A 24,339-nucleotide genomic window follows, 5' to 3' on the forward strand; every position below is an offset into this window, starting at 1 on the left:
CGGGCAGACGGGCGCATCACGGCCCCGTTGATCCTAAAGCCACTTTCGCAACCTTCAACGTTGCGAAAGTGGCTTTCGCAACACCCAGCCGTCCATGCCCAAGTACATGAAGGCCCCCTTCCCGTACCTAGGCGTAAGGAAGGGGGCCTTCATGTACTGAGGAGCTACTTCTTGTACAGGGCCTCGATGTCGGTCGCGTAGTTCTTGTTCACGATGTTGCGCTTCAGCTTCAGGCTCGGCGTGATCTCGCCGCCGGCCTCGGTGAAGTCCTTCGTGAGGATCGTGAACTTCTTGATCGCCTCGGCCTGCGAAACCGCGCTGTTGGCCTGATCGACGGCCGTCTGGATCTCGGCGCGCAGCTCGGCGTCGTCGGCCAGGTCCGACACGGAGGCGTCGGCGGGCTTGCCGTGCTGCGACTTCCACGAGGGGAAGTACTCCTCGTCGATGGTGATCAGCGCGCCGATGAACGGCCGCTGGTCGCCGACGACCATCGCCTGGCTGACCAGGGGGCTGGCCTTGATGGTGTCTTCGAGCCCGGACGGGGCGACGTTCTTGCCGCCCGCGGTCACGATGATCTCCTTCTTGCGGCCGGTGATCTTGAGGAACCCGTCGCTGTCCAGCTCGCCGAGGTCGCCGGTGTGGAACCAGCCGTCCTCCAGCGCTTCGGCGGTCGCCTCGGGGTTGTTGAAGTAGCCGCCGAAGACGACGTCGCCCTTCAGGAGGATCTCGCCGTCTTCGGCGATCCGCACCGAGGTGCCGGCGACCGGGCGGCCGACGGTGCCGACGCGGAACCCGTCCTGGGTGCCGACGCAGGCGGCCGCGGACGTCTCGGTCAGGCCGTAGCCCTCGAACACCGGGACACCGATGCCGCGGAAGAAGTGCGCGAGCCGCACGCCGAGCGGGGCACCGCCGGACACCGCGGCCACGCACCGGCCGCCGAGGGCCGCGCGCAGCTTGGTGAACACCAGCTTGTCGAACAGCGCGTGCTTGATCTTGAGGCCCAGCCCGGCGCCGCCGGTGTCCTGGGCCTGGCTGTACGCGACGGCGGTGGCTTCGGCGGCGTCGAAGATCTTGCCCTTGCCGTCACCGTGCGCCTTCTGCTTCGCGCCGTTGTAGACCTTCTCGAACACCCGCGGCACGGCGACGACGAACGTCGGCCGGAAGGTGCCGAGGTCGGCGACGAGGTTCTTGACGTCCGAGGTGTGCCCGAGCGTCACCCGCGCGCTGAGCGCGGTCACCGCGATGGCACGGGCGAGGACGTGCGCGAGCGGCAGGAACACCAGCAGCGAGTTGCCCTGCTCCATCAGCTGCGGGAACGCGGCGATGTCGGCGCGGATCTCGGCGAGGAGGTTCCGGTGGGTCAGCTCGACGCCCTTGGGGCGGCCGGTCGTCCCCGAGGTGTACACGATCGTGGCGAGGTCGCCGGCCTTCACCGTGCGGCGCCGCTCGTGCAGGTCGTCGTCGCTGAGCCCGGCGCCTTGCTCGGTGAGCCGCTCGACGGCGCCCGCCTCGATCTGCCAGGTGTGCTCCAGGGCGCCGAGACGGCCCTTGACGGATTCCAGCGTCGCGACGTGGTCGTCGGTCTCGACGAAAACGGCCTTCGCGGCCGAGTCCGAGAGGATCCAGTGGACCTGCTCGGCCGAGGACGTGTCGTAGATCGGGACGGTGACCGCGCCGGCGGCCCAGATCGCGAAGTCGATCAGGGTCCATTCGTAGCGGGTCTTGGACATGAGCCCGATCCGGTCGCCCGGAGCGATGCCCGCCTCGGCCATTCCCTTGGCCACGGCCAGAACCTGGGCGGCGAAGTCTTTGGCGGTGACGTCCAACCAGGTACCGTCGACCTGGCGGCGGAAACTCACGACATCGGAGAACCGCTCCGCGTTCGCCCAGACGACGTCGGCGAGATTCTCGTCGTCGGTCACCGGATTGGCGGCGGGGGCGCTGTATTCGCGCACGAGGAACCTCCGTGTTCGCGTGCAAGTGGTGTGACCGGTGTTACCCGCCAGTCAACTTAGCGTGCCGTGCACCTTAAGACCATGCTGACGAATCGGCCATACCCAGGGCATGACATTCTGCCGCTGTGAACCAGGCGCCGCCAGCTCTCGACATCGTCGACGAGACCTTCCTCGTGGTCCCGCCCTCCACCGTGGCCGCCGCCTTCGCCGATCCGCGATCTTGGTCACGTTACTGGCCGGACCTCGTCCTGGAGGTCTACACCGACCGCGGTGACCAAGGATTGCGCTGGACCGTGCGCGGAGCCTTGATCGGTACCATGGAGGTCTGGCTCGAGCCGGTGCTCGACGGCACTTTGCTGCACTACTTCCTGCGTGCCACTCCCGCCGGTCCGGACGGGGCGCCGCGCGCGCTCCAGCCCCGTGACCTGCGGCGGGAGTTCGACCGCAGGGCCCGTGCCGCCAAGGCGATCGCGCTCGGGCTCAAAGAGGTCCTCGAGGACGGGCGCGAACCCGGGGTCGGTCCCCGGGTCGGGTAGGGGAGAGCATGCGGCTTCACGTGGTGTCGGACGTGCACGGCAACGCCGACGCGCTCAAACGCGCGGGCGACGGCGCCGACGCGCTGATCGTGCTGGGCGACCTGCTGGACTTCGTCGACTACCGCGAACACGACAAAGGCATCATGGGCGCGCTGTTCGGCGCCGAGAAGGTCGGCGAGTTCGCGCGGCTGCGGCGTGAGGGCACTCGTGATGAGACCGTTGCCTTCTCGCGATCGTTGTGGGCCACTTTGGCCGATCCCGCCGCCGCGGTGGGCGAGGCGATCCAGGACCAGTACGCCGTCCTTTTCGGAGCGCTGACCGCGCCGACGTTCGCGACCCCCGGCAACGTCGACGACCCGTCGCTGTGGCCCGAGTTCGCCGGCGACGGCATCACCGTCCTCGACGGCGAGGTCGCCGAGTTCGGCGGACTGCGCTTCGGGTTCATCGGCGGCGCGCTGCTCCCGCCGAACGTGGTCCCGCGCCGCAACGGCTTCTGGCGGCCGTACCTGCGCACCCGCGAGGAGTACGACGCCGCGGTCGCCGGCCTGGAGAACGTGGACGTCCTGTGCACCCACATCCCGCCCGCCGTCCCGGAACTGACCTACGACGTGATCGCCCGGCGGTCCGAGATCGGGTCGGCGGCGCTGGTGGACCTCATCCGCGAGCAGCGGCCGCGGTGGTCGGTCTTCGGGCACGTCCACCAGCCGCTGACGCCGCGGACGAGGCTCGGCAGGACCGAATGCCGTAACGTCGGTCACTTCAAAGAGACCTCTCAGCCGTACGTGCTTCGCTGGTGACCGTCGGTCCCGGCTAGAGTTCGGGGCATGGCCGAGCAGTCCACGCAGTCCATCGAGGTCGACGCCGAGCCCGCGCGGGTCATGGCCGTCATCGCCGACTTCCCCGCGTACCCGGAATGGGCCAAGGCCGTCCGGGAGACCGAGGTCCTCGGCGAGGACGACAACGGCCGCGCCAAGCAGGTGAAACTCACCCTCGACGCCGGACCCATCAAGGACGTCTACACCCTCGAGTACGACTGGGACGCCGACGGCCACGGAGTCAGCTGGCACCTGGTCAAGGGCCAGATGCAGAAGGCCCAGAACGGCCGCTACGCCCTCGAAGCGCTGGGCGCCGGCCGCACCAAGGTCACGTATACGCTGTCCGTCGAGCTGGCGCTGCCGATGATCGGGCTGCTGCGCCGCAAGGCCGAGAAGATGGTCATGGACACCGCGCTCAAGGAGCTCAAGAAGCGCGCTGAAGCATCCTGAGTCGAAGGGTAGGCATGCGGATCCTGCTGTTCACCGGCAAAGGGGGTGTCGGCAAGACCACGCTGGCCGCGGCGACGGCGGCGGCACTGGCCGGGCGGGGCAGGAAGACGCTCGTGGTCTCGACCGACCCGGCGCATTCCCTCGGTGACGCCTTCGGCCGCGCGCTCGGCGGCGAACCGTCCGAAGTGGACGAGCTTTTGCACGCCGCCCAGATCGACACCCGCGGCCTCGTCGACAGCACCTGGCGCGAGCTCCGGCAGGAACTCCAGACCGCGCTCGCGGGAGCGGGTCTCGACTCGCTCGACGCCGAGGAACTCACCGTGGTGCCCGGCGTCGACGAACTCCTCGCCCTCACCGAAGTGCAGCGTCTCGCCGAGCACGGTCCCTGGGAGACGGTCGTCGTCGACTGTGGACCGACCGCGGAAACGCTGCGCCTGCTGGCTTTGCCCGAAGCCGTCTCCGGCTACCTGTCGAGGATGTTCAAACCGGGCGCGCGGCGGACGGCGGTCGCGGTGCGGCGGCTCGGCGCGCATCTGGAGTCGCTGCGCACCCTGCTGACCGATCCGGCCACCACGACCGTGCGGCTCGTGCTGACCCCGGAACGCGTCGTCGTCGCCGAAGCCCGCCGAACCCTCAGTTCCCTTGCCCTGCGCGGAATCCTGGTCGACGGCCTGATCGTCAACCGGCTGATGCCCGCGCCCGGCTTCTGGCGCGGCGCGGCGGCCACGTGGATGCGGACCCGGCGCGCGCAGCAGAACACCGTCCTCGCCGAACTCGCCGACGCTGGTTTCGGGCCGGAGCAGGTGAAGCCCGTCGAGTATCGCGCGGTCGAGCCGGTGGGGCTCGAGGCGCTTCAGGAAATCGCGTACGAGCTCTACCAGGGCCTGGACCCCTTGGCGGGAAACGAAAAAGGTGTGACCCCGCTGCTGCGGGTGTCCGAATCGGACAGTGGCTACGAGCTGCGGATCGCGGTGCCGCTGCACCGCGATTCCGAAGTGGACCTGGCCAGAGTGGACGATGATCTCGCCGTCACCGTGGACGGTTTCCGGCGGCTGATCGCGCTGCCGGAGATGTTGCGCCCGTGCCGGATCACCGGTGCGGAATCCGACGCGCACGGCCTGGTCGTGAACCTGGCCGGGAACCGGGGACCCGGGTGAGCGAGAACACCGAGAACACCGGATCGGGGCAGCTCGACCTGGCCGAAGAGATCCGGTTGCTGGTCGAGCTGGTCGTCGAGCACGCCGCGCCGTGGCTGGAGGGACTGATCTCCGCCGGGCACGGCTGCACCGACCACGATTCCGGCGGGTGGTGCCCGCTCTGCGCGATCGTCGGGATCTTCCGCGGGGAGCGGCCCGAGTTCGTGGCCCGCCTGATGGAGCAGGCCGCGCAGCTCGTCGCGCTGCTGCGGGCGGTGCTCGCCGATCGATGGGAACCCGAGGCCGGCGTGCACATGCCGGGGTTCCAGCCTGCGCGGAAGGAGCCCACGGCCGAAGATGTGCAGGTGGGAGCTTCGCGGGTCCAGCACATCACGGTGACCAGGCGCGACGCTTGGCAGCCGGACCGGGAGAACTGAGTTGCTGACGGTAGGGGTGGACGTCGGGGGCACGAGTGTGCGCGCCGGCGTGGTGGACGAGCACGGCTCGCTGATGGACACGGCCAGGGTCGGGACGCCCAGTGGTGAGGACGCGCTCGAGGATGCCATCGCCGGAGTCGTCGAAGATCTCCGCAACCGGCACGAGGTCTCCGGTGTCGGCCTCGCGGTCGCCGGGTTCGTCGCCAAGGACCGCCGGACGGTGATGTTCGCGCCGCATCTGTCCTGGCGCGCCGCGCCGGTCGCCGAACGCATCGAAAAGCGGGTCGGCCTGCCGGTGACCCTGGAACACGACGTGAACGCCGCCGCGGTCGGCGAGTACCGCTTCGGGGCCGCCCGCGGCGCCCATGTCGCCGCGCTGATCGCCCTGGGCACCGGGATCGGCGCGGGACTGCTGCTCGACGGCAAGATCTACCGGGGCGCGTACGGCGTCGCGCCGGAACTGGGGCACCTGACCGTCGTCCCCGGCGGCAGGCCCTGCCCGTGCGGGAAATACGGCTGCTGGGAGCGGTACTGCAGCGGGACGGCGCTGGCCGCGACGGCGGTGGAGCTGCTCGCGCGGCATCCCGGCCGCTCGACCGTGCTCGCCCGCGAGACCAGGGGAGACCCCGGTTCGGTCACCGGCCGCCGGGTCGCCGGGGCCGCCCGCGACGGCGACCCGATCGCCCAGCGCGCGATGACCGAGCTGGCGAAGTGGCTGGCCGAGGGCCTGGCCCTGGTCGCCGACGTCTTCGATCCCGAGATCATCGTGATCGGCGGCGGGGTGTCCGAATCGGCGCCACTGTTCCTCGACGAGGCTCGCGAACGTTACGCGGACAAGATCACCGGCGCCGGGCACCGCCCGCTGGCGCGGATCCGGGCCGCGCACCACGGCGACGATTCGGCGATCGTCGGTGCCGCCGCGCTCGCCGTCGACGCGGCGAAGGCTCCCGGCGCCGAGGTCGGTGTGACAGGCTGAAGCCGTGACCCGGCAAGACGGCAACGGCTTCGTGAAGTGCGACTTCGGGCACCTTCACTGGGGTTTGAACGGCGCCGCCGGGCTGCTGCTGTCCGATCCCGCGCGCGGTGTCCTGCTGCAGCGGCGGGCGTGGTGGGTCCATCACGGACGCACCTGGGCGTTGCCCGGGGGCGCCGTCGAGGCGGGGGAGAGCCCGCGTGAGGCCGCCACCCGCGAGGCGCACGAGGAGGCCGACATCCCGCCCGGGCGGGTGCGCGCGCTGGCGGCGTCGCACGTCGACCACGGGAACTGGCGGTACACCACCGTCCTGGCCGCGCCGATCGGCCCGCTTTCGGCCAGGGTGACGAGTGCGGAGAGCGCGGAACTGCGCTGGGTCCGGGCGGCCGAGGTCGAGGACTTCCGGCTGCACCGGGATTTCGCGGCGGCGTGGCCGGGATTGAGGGAGCACTTGGATCGCAGGCTGGTACTGGTGGTCGACGGCGCGAACGTCGTCGGATCACGGCCGGACGGCTGGTGGCGAGACCGGCGTGGCGCCGCGGAACGGTTGCGGGACAAGCTGGCGACGTTGTCCGAGACCGGGCTCGCCGACCCGGCGCTGCCCGGTGGCGGCGAATGGTCGTGGTGGCCGAAGGTCGTGCTGGTCGTCGAGGGCAAGGCGCGGGGAGTCGCGCCGGTGCCCGGGGTCGAGGTCGTGGACGCCGAGTCCGACGGGGACTCCCGGATCGTGGCCGTCGTACGGGAGGCCCGGGAGGCCGGCCCGGACGACCACGTCGTCGTGGTGACCGCCGATCGTGAGCTGCGGTCCCGCGTCGAGGCCCTGGGTGCTTCGACCTTCGGCCCCGGCACGCTCCTGGGGCACCTCGACTCCCGCATTTAGTCCTCTGAATGCGGTCCTTGCGCGTGCAACTACCGCATCCAGAGGACTGAATGCGGGAGGGGTCAGGGGCGCGCGATCTTCCCGTCCCGCATCTCAGCGATGAGCGAAGCGACGACGGCGCGAAGGCTGCCGTTGTACTGCTTCGCCACCGCGCGCTGGCGCAGGTAGCTGGGCCCGCAGGTCAGGATCGTCTCCACCGACCGCAGCTCGTCGGCGCAGTCCAGGCGCCGGGCCACCGGTTCCAGCCGGTTCAGCAGGTCGTAGGTGTCGTCGGTGACCAGTCGCTCGTTGCCCGCCGCGTCGAGGATGACGATCGCGTCGACGCCGTAGCGCGCCGCGCGCCACTTGTTCTCCTGGACGTGCCACGGCGGCAGCGTCGGCAGGATCTCGCCGTCGTCGAGGCGTGCGCTGAAGTCGTCGACCAGGCATTGGGTCAGCGCGGAGATCGCGCCGACCTCCTCCAGCGTCGGCAGGCCGTCGCACACCCGCATCTCGATCGTCCCGAAATGCGGCGCGGGCCGGATGTCCCAGCGGATCTCGGAGAAGTGGTCGATCACGCCCGTGGTGAACATGTCGTCGACGTAGCTCTCCAGCTCGGTCCACTTCCGGAACTGGAACGGCAGCCCGGCCGTCGGCAGCTGCTGGAACATCAGCGCGCGGTTCGACGCGTACCCGGTGTCCTCCGCGCCCCAGTACGGCGAAGACGCCGAAAGCGCTTGCAGATGCGGCGCGTACTTGAGCAGCGCGTCCAGGATCGGCAGGACCTTGTCGCGGTGGTCGACGCCGACGTGCACGTGGACGCCGTAGATCAGCATCTGCCGTCCCCACCACTGGGTCCGGTCGATGAGCTTGGCGTAACGCTCCTTGTCGGTGACCTTCTGCTGGTACCACGTCGAGAACGGATGCGACCCCGCCGAGAACAGCTCGACGCCCAGCGGGTCGAGCACCGAGTGCACGACGTCCAGCGAGTCGTTCAGATCGGCTTTGACCTCGGCGATCGTGTCGCAGATCCCGCTGATCACCTCGATGGTGTTGAGCAGCAGCTCCTGCTTGATCTTCGGGTGCTCCTCCTCGCCATCGGGACGGACGGCGTCGAGCACCTGTTCCGCGACCGACGAGAGCTCACCGGTCCGCCGGTCGACGAGGGCGAGTTCCCATTCCGCGCCGACCGTCGACCGGCGCGAGGGAGTGAAGTCGATCTTCATCTTCCGAATTGTCCGGCAGATCAGACCTGGGCGCCGTTGTGCGGATCCGCGCCGGGCGGCGGCCCCTGGCGCACCCGGAGCAGGAGCAGGGCGATCGCGGTCGCGAGGGCGAGGATGCCGAGCGGGGTGCCGAGCCGGGTGCCCATGCCGATCAGGTTGGGCGCGATCAGCAGCAGCAGGCCGAGCACGAAGAACAGCAGGACGATGAACGCGCCCTTGCGCGGACGCGGCAGGGGAGGCGGCTCGGGGGGAACGAAATGGCCCTCGTCGTCGCTCGACCCGGCGGGGGCGTCCTCGAAGAGGGTCTTGTCCCAGCTGGTGCCGCCGCCGCGCCAGCCCGGTTCGGGTTCGGCGTCCGGCGACTCGGGCCGGGGTGTCTTCTCGGCGGGCTTCTCCGCCGGTTTCTCCGGTTCCTCGTCCGGGAACAGACCGACACCCTCCGCACGGAGGTCGGCCACGATCTCGGCGAACGTCGCGTCGACGTCCTCCGGCCCGTCCTTGCCTCTGCTCATCCGGCGTCCACCTGTCCCGCCCGGCGCACGGACCGGGCGAAGTCCACCGTACGCGTGAAGATCAGGCCTGCGTCATGGTCTTGCGTGGCGACGTGGAAGCTGTTCTCCAGCACCACCTCGGTCACGTCCTCGCTGCCGATCCCGTCGAGGATCACCTGGGAGTTGACCGGCTCGACGATGTGGTCGACGGCCGAGTGGAGCAGGAGCACCGGCTGGGTCACCTTGCCCAGATCCGCGCGGGTGAGCTTCCACAGCTTCGCGAGGCTCGCCGCGGCGCGCACGGGCGTCCGCGAGTAGGCCAGCTCCGTCTCGCCGGGCTTCGCGATGTCGTTCGCCACGCCCGGCACCGACGGCAGGATCCTCGACAGCACGGGCAGCAGCTTGGCGTCCCAGCGCAGCGTCAGGATCGACGGGTTCACCAGCACGATGCCGGCGATCCGGTCGCCGAACTCCTCGGCGAGCCGCAGCGTCAGCGTCCCGCCCATCGACATCCCGGCGACGAACACCGTCTCGCAGGTCGCGAACAGGGCCAGCAGCTCTTCCCGGACCGCGCCGTACCAGTCCTCCCAGCCGGTCCGGTTCATGTCCTGCCACCGCGTGCCGTGCCCGGGAAGGAGCGGGCAGCGCACCGTGTAACCGGCTTCGGCCAGATGGTCTCCCCAGGGCCGCATACTCGCGGGGGTGCCGGTGAATCCGTGGCACAGCAGGAACCCTGCTTCGGTCGAACCGGTGTGAGCGAACGGTTCCGCGCCGGCGAGGACGGCCATGCGATCGCCTTCCGTGAGAGCTGGGTAGGTCTACCATGTTCGCACGACCGGAGCGGCTTGTGGGCCCCCGGCCACCGGCGGAATCGGGCCGGATCGGGTGTGAGATCCGTCGCTGGGCGCGGGTAACCGGGTGGACTTCGTTGTGCCTGGGGTGCGCGATTCGTAGTCTTGACCATCGGGCGCGGGGGTTGAGCTGCTAGGAGGAGTTTTCGCAGTGCTGTACTGGCTCATGAAACACGTGTTTATCGGGCCACTGCTCAAGGCGCTGTGGCCCACCAAAGTCGTCGGCGCGGAGAACATCCCCGACGACGGCGGCGCGATCCTCGCGGGCAACCACCTCGCGGTCGCCGACTCCTTCTTCATGCCGCTGCGCGTCAAGCGCAAGGTGACCTTCCCGGCCAAATCGGAGTACTTCACCGAAAAGGGCTTCAAGGGCCTGCTGAAGAAGTGGTTCTTCACCGGCGTCGGCCAGTTCCCGATCGACCGCTCCGGCGGCAACGCCGCGCAGGCCGCGCTCGACACCGCGACCCGGCTGGTCCGCGAGGGACACCTCCTCGGCATCTACCCCGAAGGCACCCGCTCCCCGGACGGCCGCCTGTACAAGGGCAAGACCGGCGTCGCGCGGATCGCGCTCGAATCCGGCGGCGTCGTGGTCCCGGTCGCCATGATCGGCACCGACAAGGTCAATCCGATCGGCTCGAAGATGTGGTGGCCGCGCCGTCTCGAGATCCGCTTCGGCAAGCCGCTCGACTTCTCGCGCTACGAGGGCCTCGCGGGTGACCGCTTCATCGAGCGGTCCATCACCGACGAGATCATGTACGCGCTCATGGAGCTCTCCGGCCAGGAGTACGTCGACATCTACGCCGCCAAGGCGAAGGAACTGCTCGCCGCCGAAGAGGCTGGGCTCCGCCCGAAGGTGCCCGCGCAGCCGTCCGCCCAGGACGTCGCCCGTATCCCGGACACCAAGGTCGGCTGAGGCCCCACTAGGGTTCTCCGGTGCGCTTTTTCTACGACACCGAATTCATTGAGGACGGCGTGACCATCGATCTGGTGTCGATCGGTGTCGTGGACGAAAGAGGACGCGAGTTCTACGCGGTCTCGACCGATTTCGATCCCGGCAAGGCCGGCCCCTGGGTCCGCGACAACGTGCTCCCGAAACTCCCGTCGCCCGCCGACCGGGCGTGGCGCAGCCGCGAGAAGATCCGCACGGACCTGCTCGAGTTCTTCGGCAAACCGCCCGGCGGGATCGAACTGTGGGCCTGGTTCGCCGCCTACGACCACGTCGCGCTGGCGCAGCTGTGGGGGCCGATGCCCGCGCTGCCGCGGCAGCTGCCGCGGTTCACGCGTGACCTGCGGCAACGCTGGGAGGACGCGGGCAAGCCGAAGCTGCCCTCGGCGCCGGACGACCAGCACGACGCGCTGGCGGACGCGCGGCACAACTACCAGCGCTGGCAGATCATCGAGTCCTACTGGCACCGGTAAGTCCTTGAGTGCGTGAAGGCCCCCTTCCCTCGGCTCAGCCGAGGGAAGGGGGCCTTCACGCGCGGCCGTTGTGGCTGGTGGGACTGCTGGGGCAGGAGTCGCCGGTTCCGGCCGTGAAGGACTCCGTGAGGGACTCAGAGTCCCTCAAGGAGTCCTTCACGGCCATCGGCGCCGTCAGGCAGGGGCGAGAGTCCGTGGAGGCCCCCTTCACTACCTTGAGAGTAGGGAAGGAGTCCTTCACGGCGTCGGCCTGACGGTGCCGAGGTGAGGGCCCATCCCCGCGTGCCGTGCGGCGAAAGCTCCCTTTGCACCATGAGACCTCCGCCCCGTAGTGCCGTGCGATGGACTTGCGAAATTCGCCAGGAAAGGACCGTTCCTAGCATTCGCGAGGGCGGGCGTCAGCGGCGTGAGTCGACGGCCTCCGCGAGGGTGTCCAGCAGCTCGGCCGTCGTGTCCCACCCGAGGCACGCGTCCGTGATCGACTGCCCGTAGGTCAGCGAAGCGGCCGAGCCCAGCGTCAGGTCCTGCCGCCCCTCCACCAGGAAGCTTTCCAGCATCAGCCCCGCGATGCCCCGCTCACCGGCGCCGATCCGGTCGGCGAGTTCACGGACGACCGAAGCCTGCCGCACGTGGTCCTTCGCGCTGTTGCCGTGGCTCGCGTCGATGATCACGCGCTCCGGCAGGCCCGACTTCGCCAGCCGCGCCAGCGTGTCGGCCACCGTCGCGGGGTCGTAGTTCGGGCCCGCGGAGCTGCCACGCAGGATCACGTGGCAGTCCTCGTTGCCCGCCGTGGTGATCAGCGCGGCGAGGCCGTCGGGGTTGATACCCGCGAAGACGTGACTGGCGCCGGCCGCGCGGGTGGCGTCGACGGCGACCTGGACGTCGCCCTCGGTCGAGTTCTTGATCCCGACCGGCATCGACAGCGCGCTGCACAGCTGCCGGTGCACCTGGCTCGCCGCGGTCCGCGCGCCGATGGAACCCCAGGTCACGGTGTCGGAGATGAACTGCGGGGTGATCGGGTCGAGGAATTCGCAGCCCACCGGCAGGCCGAGCGCGGAGATGTCGAGCAGCAGTTTGCGCGCCATCCGGAGGCCGTGGTTGACCTCGTACGTGCCGTCCAGGCCGGGGTCGTTGATGAGCCCCTTCCAGCCGAGCGTGGTCCGCGGCTTCTCGAAGTAGACCCGCATGACGATGTGCAGGTCGCGACGGTGTTCTTCGGCTTTGACGGCGAGGCGGCGGGCGTAGTCGAGCGCGGCGTCCGCGTCGTGCACCGAGCAGGGCCCGACGACGACGAGGAGCCGGTCGTCCCGGCCGTCGAGGATGTCGACGGCCGAGGCCCGCCCGGCTAGGACGGTGTCGGCGATTTCCGCCGTCATCGGATGTTCGTGCCGCAGCATCGCGGGCGACAGCAGCGGGTTGATGGCCGCCGTGCGGTGCCCGTCGAGGGCGATCAGGGTGTCAGCGGAGGGAGACATCGCGGGTCTGGTTCCTTTCGAAAGGGATACCGACCCGCGGGAACTCGCCGAGCCGGTGTGATTCCGGCTCGGGGTGGAGGTCAGCGCAGGTTCACGCGGCCGTGCCCACCCGGGGCCGGCTTCGTAAACCAGAAATAGCGCTGCACGGGGCCAAGCTAGCACATCGCGGGCGTGGACCGATTCCCGAGGTGGTCCGCCCTGCACCGATCCAGAGAACTCCCGCTACGCTGGCGGCGGGACATGTGACTGTCATCTCTACGGAACACAAGACGGAGGCTTCTCATGCGTGTCGGTGTGCTGACCGGCGGTGGCGACTGCCCGGGGCTCAACGCGGTGATCCGCGCTGTGGTGCGCAAGGGCATCGAGGTGCACGGCTGGGACATCGTCGGGTTCCGCAACGGCTGGAACGGTCCCCTCACCGGGGACAGCCGCCCGCTCGGCCTGAACGACGTCGAGGACATCCTGACCCGCGGCGGCACGATCCTGCGGTCGTCGCGGACCAACCCGTACAAGGTCGACGGCGGGGTCGACAAGATCAAGGCCGTGCTCGCCGAGCAGCAGGTCGACGCGCTGATCGCGATCGGCGGCGAAGACACCCTCGGCGTCGCGAAGCGGCTCACGGACGACGGCGTCGGCGTCGTCGGGGTGCCCAAGACGATCGACAACGATCTCGGCGCCACCGACTACACCTTCGGCTTCGACACGGCCGTCTCGATCGCCACCGAGGCCATCGACCGGCTGCACACCACGGCCGAATCGCACCACCGGGCCCTGGTCGTCGAGGTCATGGGACGGCACGCGGGCTGGATCGCGCTGCACTCCGGTCTCGCCGGCGGCGCGAGCGTGATCCTGGTGCCGGAGCGGCACTTCAGCGTCGACCAGGTCGTGTCGTGGGTCGAGCGCCGGTTCGAGAAGGAGTACGCGCCGATCATCGTCGTCGCCGAGGGCGCGCTGCCCGAGGGCGGCGAGGAGAAGCTGCTGACCGGGGAGAAGGACGCCTTCGGGCACGTCCGGCTCGGCGGCATCGGCACCTGGCTGGCCGACGAGATCGCCGCCCGTACCGGCAAGGAGTCCCGCGCGGTCGTGCTCGGGCACGTCCAGCGCGGCGGCACCCCGACGGCGTACGACCGCGTGCTCGCCACCCGGTTCGGCCTCAACGCCGTCGACGCCGTGGCCGACGGTGACTTCGGGGTGATGGTGGCGCTGCGCGGCACGGACATCGTCCGCGTCAAGCTCTCCGAGGCCACCGCCGAGCTGAAGACCGTCCCGGTCGAGCGGTACGAAGAGGCCGAGGTCTTCTTCGGCTGAGCCCGGTTTCAGGAGAAGGCCCCTTACTTTGTGCTGAATCCGGGTAAGGGGCCTTCGTTTTCTTGCGGCCCCGCCGCCGCGGCAAGTTGAATCGGCCCCTGGGGATCCGGGCGAAAGGGACGGCGGTTCTCATGGCGGGTGCGGGATCCAGTAGGCGCGAGTTCTTGAGGTTGCTGGCCGCCGGGGGCACCGGGGCGGCGTTCGCCGGGCTGCTACCCGGCACGGCCGACGCCGACCTGGGCGAGATCGTCGTCATCGCCGACGTCACGCTGATCGACGGCACGGGTGCCGCGCCGCGGCCGGGGGTTTCGGTCGTGCTCGCCGGTGACCGGATCGTCCGGGTTGGCGATGCCGCCGGGCTTCCGGAACCCGGTGGCGCGCGTGTGATCGACGGCCGCGGCAAATACCTCGTCCCGGGACTCTGGGACCTGCACACCCACGGCGCGGACCTCGAAGAAGTCGTCCCGCCCCTGCACCTGGTCCACGGCGTCACGGGGGTCCGCGAGATGTGGGGATACGCGGAGAACCGCGCGACGAAGGCCAAGATCGAACGCGGTGAGCTGCCCGGACCGCGCATGGTGCTCGCGAGCGGGATCGTCGACGGGCCGGTCACGCTGCTGGCGCCACCGGTCCTCCACGTGTCGACGGCGGCCGAAGCGCGAGCCGTCGTCCGCGCGGAGAAGGCCGCGGGCGCCGAATTCGTCAAGACCTACTCCTACCTCGGACCCGACGCCGTGCGCGCGCTCGCGGACGAAGCCCGCGCGCAGGGCCTCCGGTTCGCCGGGCACTGGCCGTACAAGATGTCCCACCTCGAAGTGAGCGACCTCGGCCAGCACAGCCTCGAGCACTTCTTCGGGGTGTCCGTCCACTGCTCGTCCCGGCGCGACGAGATCCTCGGCAGGTTGGCGGAGACGCCCTACGACCCGGCGGCGCCGCGTGTCTTCTTCGATCTGGCGCGGCGGCTGGAGTTCGAGTCGGTCACCGCGTACGACCACGGCCGGGCGCAGGCCTACTTCGGCAGGCTACGGCGCAACGGCACCTGGCATTCGCCGACGCTGACGATCAACCGGGTGGTCACGCAGCCCGCCGAAACCCGCCAGCGGGACCCGCGGCTGAAATACGTGCCCGCCGACGTCCGCGAGAGCTGGGCCAAGGGCATCGAACGGCTCGCGCCCAAAACCCCGGAGGACGTCGCGCTGCAGGAGCGTTACTACCAGGAGACGCTGCGGCTGGTCGGCGTCGCCCGCGATGCGGGCGTCGGGCTCGTCGGCGGCACCGACTGCCTCAACCCGTACACCTTCCCCGGCAGCGGGCTGCACGAGGAACTCGCCTTCCTGGTCGAGGCCGGGCTTTCGCCCGTGCAGGCACTGAAGACCGTCACGGGTGACGCGGCGAGGTTCCTGGGGAGGGAAGCGACGTCGGGCACGGTGACGGTGGGGAAGGAGGCGGATCTCGTGCTGCTGGACGCGAACCCGGCCGCCGACATCCGTAACGTCGCGAAGATCGACACGGTGATCACCCGCGGCCGGATCCTGGACAAGGCGGAGCGCGGGCGGATGCTCGACGCCGTCGAGGCCGCCGCGAACCGGCCGACGGCGACCGCGGGCGCCCGGATCCACTCCCTCGCCCGGCGGGGTTGCTGCTGCTGACCTCCCGCGTTTCGTCCTCTGAATGCGGTAGTTGGCATCGCGAACTACCGCATTCAGAGGACGAAACGCGGGGGAGTCAGATCCGCGCGAGGGTGTCCAAAAGCGACACGGCCCGCGCGATGTCCTCGGTGAGCGGCCGGTCCTCGACGCTGGGGTCGAGCACCGCCGCGGCGGTCTCGTAGGCGTCCCGCGCGGGCAGGGAGACGAGATCGGCCTTCCGCATCCGCAGTGCCCGGACGGCCGCGACCAGCTCGCACGCCAGCACCTGCTGGTACGCCGAGCCCGCCGCGGTCGCCGCCCGCGCGGCCTGGGTCGAGAAGCTCGCGTGGTCCTCGATCCCGCGTGAGACGACGGCGGTGCCCAGCGTCGCGGGGAGCGCGGCCTGCCGCAGTTCGGTGAGCGCGTCGTGCGCGACGTACTCCAGGATCATCACGCCCGAACTGCCCGACGGCCCGGCCGCGAGGAACGGCCGCAGCCCGGTGAACTCCGGCTCCACCAGGTCGCCCAGCCGGGCCACCGAGAGCTCGGCGACCTGGTGGACGGTCGCGCGCACCTGGTCGAGCGCGGTCGAGACGTACGCGGTGTGGAAATGCGCGTGGTGGTAGGCGTCCTGGTGCACCGTCGAGATCATCGGGTTCTCGGTGCTGGCGTTGATCTCCACCGCGAGCACGTCGCGCAGGTAGTGGATCGCGTCCAGCGCGGGTCCCTGCACCTGCGGGAAGGCGCGGAGGCCGAACGGGTCCTGGATCCGCCTGCCGGGTTTGGGAGTGCCCTCCATCCCGAGCAGCCGCCGCATCTCCGCCGCGCACGCGACCTGCCCGGCGTGCGGACGCGCCTCGTGGACGGGGGTCGCGTACGCCTCCGGGTTCCCGTCGAGCGCGATGTAGGTCAGCGCCGCGACGACGTGACTCGCCCGCGTCAGGGTGTCGAGCCGCATCGCCGCGAGGGTCGCTTCGGCCAGTGTCGCGGCGTTGCTGCTCATGAACGCGAGCGCGTCACCGGCCCGCACGGGCACCGGAGGCACACCGCCCGCCAGCCACGGCCGTTCGCCGGTGAGGGCGAGGGCGGTCTCGGCGAGCGGCGCGAGGTCGCCGGTGCCGATCGCGCCCAGCCGGTGCACCAGCGGCAGCGCCCCGGTCCGCACTGCGGTGGCCAGCGCCCCGATCAGCTCGGGACTGAGCCCGGAGCGCCCGGCCAGCAGCTGGTTGAGCCGGATGAGCATCATCGCCCTGGTCTGGCCGGGGGCCATGACGTCGCCGCTGCCGCCCGCGTGACTGCGCAGCAGCCGCAGCCCGTGATCCGGTGACTCGCCTTCGCCGACCGGGTCCTCCTTGTTGGCGCCGACGCCGGTGGTGCGGCCGTAGACGATGCGGCGCGTGCTCAGCTCTTCGGCGAGTTTCCACGCGCTTTCCGCGCCGCGCAGCGCGGCGATCGAGACGTCGATACCCAGCGGGCCCTCGGTGCTCGCGGCGGTCACGACGTCCGCGCAGCGCAGGGTCCGGCCGTCCACACGGATCACGGCGGCCTCCTTTCACGACCGCCCCACTATGGACGCCCTCAGTCCGACGGCGGCTGCCAGGGCGGCCGGTTGCCCCAGTCCCACTTCGGCATGGGCTCGGGGACGGTGACCTCGCGACCCGGTTGCGAGAACATCACCGCGAGCCTGCTGCCCCATTCGACGTACGCGGCGAACGCGGAGCGGAACTCCGGATCGGCGGGCAGCCCGGCCTCGTCGGCGGCGTCGAAGAGCAGGTTCACCCAGCGGCGGCGCTGCTCCTCGGTGATGGCGCGGCCGAGATGCCGCCCGACCATGTGCTGGTGGCCGCCATGGTCGCGGCTGTAGGTCTCCGGGCCGCCGAACACCTCGGCGAGCCAGACCGCGACGTGCTCGGGGTGGCCGGGGTCCATGTCGCGGAAGACCGGTTCCAGCAACGGATCCTTCAGCACGTGGCCGTAGAAGACGGTGGTCAGCCGTCGCAGGGCGGCCAGCCCGCCCGCCCATTCGTACAACGTCGGCGTCTCGGTCACGTAAGGTCCTCCCAGCGGCGATGATCTTCCGGTCCGGCAAGGCAACCACCCCGGATGGCCGGAGACAACCGCTTACTTTTCGGTGCGTGCCAACGGGAGCGGCGATGAAGCGGTACCACTGCGCGGTCGAGCTCGCGGTCGACGTCGTCGGCGGCAAGTGGAAGCCGGTGATCCTGGCGCGGCTGAAGGAGGGGGTGCACCGGTACGGCGAACTCCGGCGCCGGATGCCGGGTGTCAGCGAGAAGATGCTCACCCAACACCTGCGCGAACTGGAGGCGGACGGCCTCGTGCTCCGCGAGAGCCGGGAGGGGCGCGTGCCGCACGTCGAGTACCGGCTCACCGAGGAGGGGGAGCGGTTACGCCCCGCACTCGAAGCGCTCTACGACTGGGGGACGCGGCGCGCGGCGGACCGCGGCATCACGTTCGAGCCGTTACCTGTTCACTGACCGCGGTCGTCCCGCGGATGGCCGGGTGCCCAGCGGGAGGGCCTGGGTCACCTCTGCGAGGCGTTCTACATATTCCCGTCGGGGAATGTTCGAAAATGTCCATCCGAAAGTCTTGGTCTGAACCATTGACGGTGTGGTCTAGTCCACTTAACTTGTGCGTGTCCCGCCGCAGTCCTCTCGTCACCGCTGGTGACCGGGAAGGGAGAACGCATGTCCCGTTCGAACAGGTTCACCGCGATCGTGGGTGCCGCGGCCGTCGCGCTGGGCGCGCTGGCCGTCGCCGCGCCGGCACAGCAGGCGGCAGCCGCACCGGAAGCGCCGGCGGCCTCGGTCGGCAAGGTACTCGGGTACTTCGCCGAATGGGGCGTCTACCAGCGGAACTACCATGTGAAGAACATCGACACGTCGGGTTCGGCGAGCAAGCTGACGCATATCAACTACTCGTTCGGCAACGTGACCAACGGTGGCTGCGCGATCGGTGACGCGGAGGCGGCGACCAGCAAGTTCTACGACGCCGCGGGCAGTGTGGACGGCGTCGCCGACAGCTGGGACACCGGTGCGCTGCGTGGGAACTTCAACCAGCTGAAGAAGCTCAAGGCCAAGCACCCGAACCTCAAGGTGCTGTGGTCCTTCGGTGGCTGGACCTGGTCCGGCGGCTTCGGCGAGGCGGCGAAGAACCCCGCCAAGTTCGCGGAATCCTGCTACAACCTCGTCAACGACCCGCGCTGGGCCGGGGTCTTCGACGGGATCGACATCGACTGGGAGTACCCGAACGCCTGCGGTCTCTCCTGTGACACCAGCGGACCGGCCGCGATCAAGAACCTCGCCCAGGCGCTGCGGGAGAAGTTCGGCTCGAAACTGGTCACCGCCGCGATCACCGCGGACGGCACCGACGGCGGCAAGATCGACGCGGCGGATTACGGCGGCGCTTCGCAGTACTTCGACTGGTACAACGTCATGACCTACGACTACTTCGGTGCCTGGGCCGCGCAGGGCCCGACCGCCCCGCACTCGCCGCTGACCGGCTACGACGGCATCCCGACCGCCGGCTTCCATTCCGACGCCGCGATCCAGAAGCTGAAGAGCAAGGGCGTCCCGGCGGACAAGCTCTTGCTGGGCATCGGTTTCTACGGCCGCGGCTGGACCGGCGTCACCCAGGAGGCCCCGGGTGGCACCGCGACCGGTCCGGCGGCGGGCACCGAGCCGGGCATCCAGGACTACAAGGTCCTGAAGAACACCTGCCCGGCCACCGGCACCGTCGCGGGCACCGCCTATGCCAAATGCGGCAGCGACTGGTGGAGCTACGACACCCCGGCGACCATCGGCGGCAAGGTCACCTATGCCAAGAACCAGGGGCTCGGCGGCGCCTTCTTCTGGGAGCTGTCCGGTGACACCGCCGACGGCGAGCTGATCACCGCGCTGGCCAAGTAAGGCTCTCCGGCAGAAGCGCGTGGAGGCCCCCTTCACGCGCTTCTGTCGGTGGCGAGGATTACGGTCACCGCATGGGTTTCGAGGGTTTCGGCGAGTACGCCATCGACTTCTACGACGGTCTCGAGGCGGACAACTCCAAGTCCTACTGGGACGCGAACCTCGCCACCTACCAGGCCGACGTCCGCGCCCCGATGGAGGCGCTGCTCGCCGAGCTGGTTCCGGAGTTCGGTGACGGCTTCGGCGAGGGCAAGGTGTTCCGCCCGTATCGCGACGTCCGGTTCGCCAAGGACAAGACGCCGTACAAGACCCACTGCGGCGCGGTGATCGAACAGGGTCGCGGCGGCGGCGCGTACTACGTCGAGGTCGGCCCGGCCGGGCTGCGCGTCGGCGGTGGCTGCTTCCATTTCGAGTCCGACCAGCTCGCCCGCTTCCGCAAGGCCGTCGACACCGAACTGCGCGGTGCCGAGCTGGCCAAGATCCTCGCGAAGCTGGCGAAGGCGGGCTGGGAGATCAAGGGGGACAGGCTCAAGTCGAAGCCGCGCGGCTTCGCCGAGGACCATCCCCGCATCGACCTGCTGAAGTACCGCTCCGTGTACGCCGTCCGCGGCTGGGAGCCGGACGACGTCCTGCACGAACGCGGCGCGCTCGACCGGGTGCGGAAGGCGTGGCGGCAGGTCCGGGCGTTCAACGAGTGGGCGCGGGACCGGGTCGGACCGAGCGAGAAGCCGCGACGATAACCACCGAACCCTGATCGACGGTTGACCGTCGCCCAGGTCGACTGACACTTTTCTTGAACTTTCGGTATCGGTACAGACGTAGCCGCGATGAGGGACTACGCTGTGCGAACGTGAGCCGACGCGCGAAGATCGTTTGTACCCTGGGCCCCGCGACCGCTACGCCGGAGAAGATGCGGCAACTCGTCGACGCCGGGATGGACGTCGCGAGGATGAACTTCAGCCACGGGACGCACAGCGACCACAAGCAGGTCTACGACCTCATCCGCACCGCCGCCGCCGAATCGGGCCGCGCGGTGGGCATCCTCGCCGACCTCCAGGGGCCGAAGATCCGTCTCGGCACCTTCGCCGGTGGCCCGGTCGAGTGGCACAACGGCGACATCGTGCGCATCACCGTCGAGGACGTCGCGGGCACGCACGACCGCGTCTCGACCACCTACAAGGGACTCGCCGACGACGCGAAGCCCGGCGACCGTCTCCTCGTGGACGACGGCAAGGTCGGCCTCGTGGTCACCCACGTCGAGGGTCCGGACGTCGTCTGCGAGGTCACCGAAGGCGGCCCCGTCAGCAACAACAAGGGCGTCTCCCTGCCGGGTATGGATGTCTCCGTGCCGGCGCTGTCCGAAAAGGACATCGAAGACCTCGAGTTCGCGCTCGAACTCGGCGTGGACTTCATCGCGCTCTCGTTCGTCCGCTCGCCCGCCGACATCGACCTGGTCCACCAGGTGATGGACCGCGTCGGCAAGGGACGCCTCCCGGTCGTCGCGAAGATCGAGAAGCCCGAAGCGGTCTACAACCTCGAAGCCATCGTGCTGGCCTTCGACGCGGTGATGATCGCCCGCGGCGACCTCGGCGTGGAACTCCCGCTGGAGCAGGTCCCGCTGGTGCAGAAGCGCACCATCCAGATCGCCCGCGAGAACGCGAAGCCGGTCATCGTCGCGACGCAGATGCTCGAGTCGATGATCAACAGCTCCCGCCCGACCCGCGCCGAGGCCTCGGACGTCGCCAACGCGGTGCTCGACGGCGCGGACGCGCTCATGCTGTCGGGTGAGACCAGCGTCGGCCGCTACGCCATCGACGTGGTCAAGACCATGGGCCGGATCATCGAAGCCGTCGAGACCGACTCGCCCGTCGTGCCGCCGCTGTCGCACGTCCCGCGCACCAAGCGCGGCGTCATCTCCTACGCGGCACGGGACATCGGCGAGCGGCTGAACGCCAAGGCGCTGGTCGCCTTCACGCAGTCCGGTGACACCGTCCGGCGGCTCGCGCGGCTGCACACGCGGCTGCCGCTGCTGGCGTTCACACCGGAGGAGAGCGTCCGCAGCCAGCTCGCGATGACCTGGGGCACCACGACGCGAATCGTGCCGAAGGTGGGCTCCACCGACCAGATGATCCAGCAGGTCGACCACGCGATGCTCGAAATGGGCAAGTACGCCAAGGGTGACCTGGTGGTCATCGTGGCCGGTTCCCCGCCCGGGACCGTGGGCTCGACCAACCTCATCCGGGTGCACCGCCTCGGCGAGGACGACCACGCCTGACGCCGGTCTCGGCGAAGTCCGTGAAGGCCTCCTTCCCTACCGTCAGAGTAGGGAAGGAGGCCTTCACGGACTTTGCGGCTCGAGGTGGTCGCGTGGGACACGCGTGATTGGACGGACGACACGCGTGACTGGACGGACGACACGCGGCAGGGCCCGGCCGTGCTCGTGTCGTCCGTCCAATCACGCGTGTCGTCCGCTGGATCACGCGTGTCGTCCGTCCAGTCACGCGAGATCGCCACTCTGGCTCACCCGTACCGTCCCCGTCCCGAAGGTGGCCTTCGCGACAAACGTCCCGCCTCGCCACGGCCCAGGGCACCCGCACGGCCTAAAGTCCATGACATGACTGAGATGGCCAGGGAAGCCGCGGCCGGGTTCGACAACGCCGGCGGGATGGGCGGACAGTCCGTGCTCGACCGGCTGGTCGCGCTGCTGGACTTGGAGAAGATCGAGGAGAACATCTTCCGCGGCGTCTCGCCCGCGCATTCGCCGGTGCGGGTGTTCGGCGGACAGGTCGCGGGGCAGGCGCTGGTCGCCGCCGGCCGTACGGTCCCCGAGGAGCGGAAGGTCCACTCGCTGCACGCGTACTTCATCCGCGGCGGCGACCCGAGCGTCCCGATCGTCTACGAGGTCGACCGCATCCGCGACGGCCGTTCGTTCACCACCCGCCGCGTCGTGGGCATCCAGCACGGCAAGGCGATCTTCTCCCTGTCCGCCTCGTTCCAGAAGGACGAAGGCGGTATCGAACACTCGGAGGACATGCCGGACGTCCCCGATCCCGAGTCGCTCCCGACGCTGCAGGAGCGGGCCGAGGGCTACTTCATGGGACATCTCGACCGGCCGCGCCCGATCGACCTGCGCTACGTCAACGACCCGCCGTGGGTGACCAGGAAGTCGGGCGACCGGCCCGCCAGGAACCAGGTCTGGATGCGGGCCGACGGCAAGCTCCCGGACCAGCAGCTGCTGCATGTCTGCGTGCTGACCTACGCCTCCGACATGACGCTCCTGGACTCGGTCCTCGCGCGCCACGGCGTCTACTGGGATCTCGACAAGGTGCTGGGCGCGAGCCTCGACCACGCGCTTTGGTTCCACCGCCCGTTCCGGGCCGACGAGTGGTTCCTCTACGACAGCGCGTCGCCGACCGCGTCGGGTGCCCGGGGACTGGCGACCGGGCGGTTCTTCGCCGCGGACGGGACGCATATCGCCACCGTCGTCCAGGAAGGCCTTCTCCGGGTCGTGTGACGTTCCGCAGTCGAGATCCTGCCTTGTCCACCCTTTAGAGGGAATGGCGAAACGCATTAACATCTGGAGCCAGAGCATTACGGAATGGGTGCGGGCATAAAAGGGAGGGCCGGAACCGATCGGGGGACGGCTCCGGCCCTGCACCGGGGGTGAATCCGGCTTCGACGGGTATCCTTCCGAAAACCCATCGGTGCAGCTCGCGGCCCCGCGCCCGTGCCGCGAGTGGATCCGCCGTCGCCGGTCAGGGCGGGCGTACCGCGTTGCACAATGCTCAACCTACAACGGCAATCTGCAAATTGCAGGATGAAAATCGACGCGTGGGTGAAAATGGTCGTGTGACCATCTCACCGAATGTGTCTCGGGCTGGTTAGATGTGCTTCGTGCGGGGTTCCTGAACACTGTTCTCCGCGGTGTCGCGATCGGTGTTGCTCGGACAGCTTGTGGAGGTGCCGTGATGACGAGGGGTCAGGGACCCACCGTGCGCCGCCGTCGGCTGGCGAGCGAGCTGAGGCGGTTGCGAGAGGCGGCCGACCTCACCATCGACGAGGTGAGTGAAAAGCTCGAATGCTCGGCCTCGAAGGTCAGCCGCATCGAGACGGGGCACGTCGGCGTCACCCCGCGCGACGCACGCGACATGCTCGAGCTGTACGGCATCGCGGGCGACGAGCAGGAGGCGCTCGTCCAGCTCGCCAGGGAAGCCCGCAAACGCGGCTGGTGGCACGCGTACAACGAGGTGTTCACCGGCACCTTCGTCGGGTTGGAGGCGGACGCGAGTTCGCTGCGGGCGTTCCAGGCGCTGCTGGTGCCGGGCCTGTTGCAGACCGAGCGGTACGCCAAGGCCGTGATCAGGGCGATGCGTCCCGACGCCGAGGACGCCGAGATCAGGCGCCGGGTGGCGGCGAGGATGGCGCGGCAGGAACTGCTGACCGATCCGTCGCCGCCGGAGTACTGGGCCGTGATCGACGAAGCGGTCCTGCACCGCGTGGTCGACGGCCCGGAGGTCATGGCGGAACAGCTGTACCGGATGGTCACCATGGCGGGGAGGGCGAACGTGACCGTCCAGATCGTGCCGTTCGGCGCGGGTGCCCATCCCGGGATGGAGGGTCCGTTCCTCATCATGGGCTTCCCCGAACTGGCCGACACCGACGTGGTCTACGTCGACAGCACCTCCAGCGGGCTCTACCTGGAGGAACCCCCGGACGTCCGGCGATACGCGTTGATGTTCGACCATCTGCGTGCCGCCGCGTTGAAGCCGGACGACTCGGTCGAGGTGATCGCCGAGGCCGCCGGACGATTCGCCGAGCAGGCGGCTCTTCCGGAGAAGTCCCTGGAAACAAAGTAAG

At 69.6% G+C, this 24,339-nt stretch carries 24 protein-coding genes; 17 read left to right on the plus strand and 7 right to left on the minus strand.

Annotated elements, in window-relative coordinates; translation table 11 throughout:
- Window positions 1-164: 164 nt before the first annotated feature.
- On the minus strand, window positions 165-1,955 hold the full coding sequence (locus ACZ3HL_RS04260; protein WP_465528709.1) for an AMP-dependent synthetase/ligase: 1,791 nt from the start codon (window positions 1,953-1,955) through the stop codon (window positions 165-167).
- A gap of 125 nt (window positions 1,956-2,080) precedes the next feature.
- Here ACZ3HL_RS04260 and ACZ3HL_RS04265 point away from each other — a divergent pair, with 125 nt between their 5' ends.
- Genes ACZ3HL_RS04265 through ACZ3HL_RS04295 form a run of 7 tightly spaced genes read left to right on the plus strand, consistent with a single transcriptional unit; the run spans window position 2,081 to window position 7,182 of the window.
- The gene (locus ACZ3HL_RS04265) at window positions 2,081-2,491 is read left to right on the plus strand and encodes a polyketide cyclase / dehydrase and lipid transport (protein WP_465412051.1); all 411 of its coding nucleotides are present in this window, start codon (window positions 2,081-2,083) and stop codon (window positions 2,489-2,491) included.
- An 8-nt stretch (window positions 2,492-2,499) separates the two neighbouring features.
- Window positions 2,500-3,288 (plus strand): metallophosphoesterase family protein, encoded by a 789-nt coding sequence (locus ACZ3HL_RS04270; protein ID WP_465412052.1) that lies wholly within the window; start codon window positions 2,500-2,502, stop codon window positions 3,286-3,288.
- A 27-nt stretch (window positions 3,289-3,315) separates the two neighbouring features.
- The gene (locus ACZ3HL_RS04275) at window positions 3,316-3,756 is read left to right on the plus strand and encodes an SRPBCC family protein (protein WP_465412053.1); all 441 of its coding nucleotides are present in this window, start codon (window positions 3,316-3,318) and stop codon (window positions 3,754-3,756) included.
- Between the two features lie 14 nt (window positions 3,757-3,770).
- Entirely contained in the window at window positions 3,771-4,913 is a 1,143-nt protein-coding gene (locus ACZ3HL_RS04280; RefSeq protein WP_465528711.1) for an ArsA family ATPase, read from the plus strand.
- A complete protein-coding gene (locus ACZ3HL_RS04285; protein ID WP_465528713.1) occupies window positions 4,910-5,329 on the plus strand; it encodes a hypothetical protein in 420 nt (139 codons plus the stop codon). The genes ACZ3HL_RS04280 and ACZ3HL_RS04285 overlap by 4 nt, the downstream gene beginning before the upstream one ends.
- 16 nt (window positions 5,330-5,345) lie before the next feature.
- Complete coding sequence (locus ACZ3HL_RS04290; protein WP_465412497.1) at window positions 5,346-6,305, plus strand: ROK family protein; 960 nt, start codon at window positions 5,346-5,348, stop codon at window positions 6,303-6,305.
- Between the two features lie 4 nt (window positions 6,306-6,309).
- Window positions 6,310-7,182 carry an NUDIX domain-containing protein gene (locus tag ACZ3HL_RS04295; protein WP_465528715.1) on the plus strand — a complete coding sequence of 291 codons (873 nt, stop codon included), beginning with the start codon at window positions 6,310-6,312 and terminating at the stop codon, window positions 7,180-7,182.
- A 62-nt stretch (window positions 7,183-7,244) separates the two neighbouring features.
- Here the strand turns inward: ACZ3HL_RS04295 and ACZ3HL_RS04300 are convergent, their stop codons facing one another.
- Genes ACZ3HL_RS04300 through ACZ3HL_RS04310 form a run of 3 tightly spaced genes read right to left on the minus strand, consistent with a single transcriptional unit; the run spans window position 7,245 to window position 9,666 of the window.
- Window positions 7,245-8,387 carry a glutamate--cysteine ligase gene (locus ACZ3HL_RS04300; protein ID WP_465412057.1) on the minus strand — a complete coding sequence of 381 codons (1,143 nt, stop codon included), beginning with the start codon at window positions 8,385-8,387 and terminating at the stop codon, window positions 7,245-7,247.
- Between the two features lie 20 nt (window positions 8,388-8,407).
- Window positions 8,408-8,899 carry a hypothetical protein gene (locus tag ACZ3HL_RS04305; protein WP_465528717.1) on the minus strand — a complete coding sequence of 164 codons (492 nt, stop codon included), beginning with the start codon at window positions 8,897-8,899 and terminating at the stop codon, window positions 8,408-8,410.
- On the minus strand, window positions 8,896-9,666 hold the full coding sequence (locus ACZ3HL_RS04310) for an alpha/beta hydrolase (protein ID WP_465412059.1): 771 nt from the start codon (window positions 9,664-9,666) through the stop codon (window positions 8,896-8,898). Before ACZ3HL_RS04310 ends, ACZ3HL_RS04305 begins: the two co-directional genes overlap by 4 nt.
- Window positions 9,667-9,880: 214 nt before the next feature.
- On the opposite strand from ACZ3HL_RS04310, the gene ACZ3HL_RS04315 reads away from it, so the two are divergent.
- Entirely contained in the window at window positions 9,881-10,642 is a 762-nt protein-coding gene (locus ACZ3HL_RS04315) for a lysophospholipid acyltransferase family protein (RefSeq protein ID WP_007033728.1), read from the plus strand.
- A gap of 20 nt (window positions 10,643-10,662) precedes the next feature.
- On the plus strand, window positions 10,663-11,148 hold the full coding sequence (locus ACZ3HL_RS04320) for a polyadenylate-specific 3'-exoribonuclease AS (RefSeq protein ID WP_465528719.1): 486 nt from the start codon (window positions 10,663-10,665) through the stop codon (window positions 11,146-11,148).
- 398 nt (window positions 11,149-11,546) lie between these two features.
- On the opposite strand, the gene ACZ3HL_RS04325 is transcribed toward ACZ3HL_RS04320, so the two are convergent.
- Window positions 11,547-12,623, minus strand: coding sequence for a 3-deoxy-7-phosphoheptulonate synthase (locus ACZ3HL_RS04325; RefSeq protein ID WP_465412061.1), 1,077 nt, complete (start codon window positions 12,621-12,623; stop codon window positions 11,547-11,549).
- Between the two features lie 282 nt (window positions 12,624-12,905).
- Between ACZ3HL_RS04325 and ACZ3HL_RS04330 the strand changes: the two genes are divergently transcribed.
- Both ACZ3HL_RS04330 and ACZ3HL_RS04335 read left to right on the plus strand, forming a co-directional pair.
- Window positions 12,906-13,931 carry a 6-phosphofructokinase gene (locus ACZ3HL_RS04330; protein ID WP_034322513.1) on the plus strand — a complete coding sequence of 342 codons (1,026 nt, stop codon included), beginning with the start codon at window positions 12,906-12,908 and terminating at the stop codon, window positions 13,929-13,931.
- Between the two features lie 164 nt (window positions 13,932-14,095).
- Window positions 14,096-15,580 (plus strand): amidohydrolase family protein, encoded by a 1,485-nt coding sequence (locus ACZ3HL_RS04335; RefSeq protein ID WP_465528721.1) that lies wholly within the window; start codon window positions 14,096-14,098, stop codon window positions 15,578-15,580.
- Window positions 15,581-15,656: 76 nt separating this feature from the next.
- Here the strand turns inward: ACZ3HL_RS04335 and ACZ3HL_RS04340 are convergent, their stop codons facing one another.
- Together ACZ3HL_RS04340 and ACZ3HL_RS04345 are read right to left on the minus strand one after the other, a co-directional pair.
- The gene (locus tag ACZ3HL_RS04340; protein ID WP_465528723.1) at window positions 15,657-17,099 is read right to left on the minus strand and encodes an aromatic amino acid ammonia-lyase; all 1,443 of its coding nucleotides are present in this window, start codon (window positions 17,097-17,099) and stop codon (window positions 15,657-15,659) included.
- Window positions 17,100-17,137: 38 nt separating this feature from the next.
- On the minus strand, window positions 17,138-17,608 hold the full coding sequence (locus ACZ3HL_RS04345; protein WP_465528725.1) for a group II truncated hemoglobin: 471 nt from the start codon (window positions 17,606-17,608) through the stop codon (window positions 17,138-17,140).
- 104 nt (window positions 17,609-17,712) lie between these two features.
- Here ACZ3HL_RS04345 and ACZ3HL_RS04350 point away from each other — a divergent pair, with 104 nt between their 5' ends.
- The 6 genes from ACZ3HL_RS04350 to ACZ3HL_RS04375 all read left to right on the plus strand — a co-directional run bounded on the left by ACZ3HL_RS04350 (window position 17,713) and on the right by ACZ3HL_RS04375 (window position 24,338).
- Window positions 17,713-18,054 (plus strand): winged helix-turn-helix transcriptional regulator, encoded by a 342-nt coding sequence (locus ACZ3HL_RS04350; RefSeq protein ID WP_465528727.1) that lies wholly within the window; start codon window positions 17,713-17,715, stop codon window positions 18,052-18,054.
- 210 nt (window positions 18,055-18,264) lie between these two features.
- Window positions 18,265-19,485 carry a glycoside hydrolase family 18 protein gene (locus tag ACZ3HL_RS04355; protein ID WP_465528729.1) on the plus strand — a complete coding sequence of 407 codons (1,221 nt, stop codon included), beginning with the start codon at window positions 18,265-18,267 and terminating at the stop codon, window positions 19,483-19,485.
- 71 nt (window positions 19,486-19,556) lie between these two features.
- Window positions 19,557-20,222 carry a DUF2461 domain-containing protein gene (locus tag ACZ3HL_RS04360; RefSeq protein WP_465412067.1) on the plus strand — a complete coding sequence of 222 codons (666 nt, stop codon included), beginning with the start codon at window positions 19,557-19,559 and terminating at the stop codon, window positions 20,220-20,222.
- Between the two features lie 110 nt (window positions 20,223-20,332).
- On the plus strand, window positions 20,333-21,757 hold the full coding sequence (gene pyk / locus ACZ3HL_RS04365; RefSeq protein ID WP_073846805.1) for a pyruvate kinase: 1,425 nt from the start codon (window positions 20,333-20,335) through the stop codon (window positions 21,755-21,757).
- Window positions 21,758-22,096: 339 nt separating this feature from the next.
- On the plus strand, window positions 22,097-22,996 hold the full coding sequence (tesB, locus tag ACZ3HL_RS04370; RefSeq protein ID WP_465412068.1) for an acyl-CoA thioesterase II: 900 nt from the start codon (window positions 22,097-22,099) through the stop codon (window positions 22,994-22,996).
- A gap of 454 nt (window positions 22,997-23,450) precedes the next feature.
- Window positions 23,451-24,338, plus strand: coding sequence for a helix-turn-helix domain-containing protein (locus ACZ3HL_RS04375; protein ID WP_465412069.1), 888 nt, complete (start codon window positions 23,451-23,453; stop codon window positions 24,336-24,338).
- The last annotated feature ends 1 nt before the right edge of the window (window position 24,339 follow it).

The sequence above is a fragment of the Amycolatopsis sp. NPDC000009 genome (assembly GCF_055563465.1).

Coding starts and splice junctions, on each gene's coding strand:
- ACZ3HL_RS04350 (WP_465528727.1), top strand. CDS start 17,713: ATGAAGCGGTACCACTGCGCGGTCGAGCTCGCGGTCGACGTCGTCGGC.
- ACZ3HL_RS04330 (WP_034322513.1), top strand. CDS start 12,906: ATGCGTGTCGGTGTGCTGACCGGCGGTGGCGACTGCCCGGGGCTCAAC.
- ACZ3HL_RS04270 (WP_465412052.1), top strand. CDS start 2,500: ATGCGGCTTCACGTGGTGTCGGACGTGCACGGCAACGCCGACGCGCTC.
- ACZ3HL_RS04305 (WP_465528717.1), bottom strand. CDS start 8,899: ATGAGCAGAGGCAAGGACGGGCCGGAGGACGTCGACGCGACGTTCGCC.
- ACZ3HL_RS04325 (WP_465412061.1), bottom strand. CDS start 12,623: ATGTCTCCCTCCGCTGACACCCTGATCGCCCTCGACGGGCACCGCACG.
- ACZ3HL_RS04310 (WP_465412059.1), bottom strand. CDS start 9,666: ATGGCCGTCCTCGCCGGCGCGGAACCGTTCGCTCACACCGGTTCGACC.
- ACZ3HL_RS04360 (WP_465412067.1), top strand. CDS start 19,557: ATGGGTTTCGAGGGTTTCGGCGAGTACGCCATCGACTTCTACGACGGT.
- ACZ3HL_RS04375 (WP_465412069.1), top strand. CDS start 23,451: ATGACGAGGGGTCAGGGACCCACCGTGCGCCGCCGTCGGCTGGCGAGC.
- ACZ3HL_RS04355 (WP_465528729.1), top strand. CDS start 18,265: ATGTCCCGTTCGAACAGGTTCACCGCGATCGTGGGTGCCGCGGCCGTC.
- tesB (WP_465412068.1), top strand. CDS start 22,097: ATGACTGAGATGGCCAGGGAAGCCGCGGCCGGGTTCGACAACGCCGGC.
- ACZ3HL_RS04280 (WP_465528711.1), top strand. CDS start 3,771: ATGCGGATCCTGCTGTTCACCGGCAAAGGGGGTGTCGGCAAGACCACG.
- ACZ3HL_RS04300 (WP_465412057.1), bottom strand. CDS start 8,387: ATGAAGATCGACTTCACTCCCTCGCGCCGGTCGACGGTCGGCGCGGAA.
- ACZ3HL_RS04275 (WP_465412053.1), top strand. CDS start 3,316: ATGGCCGAGCAGTCCACGCAGTCCATCGAGGTCGACGCCGAGCCCGCG.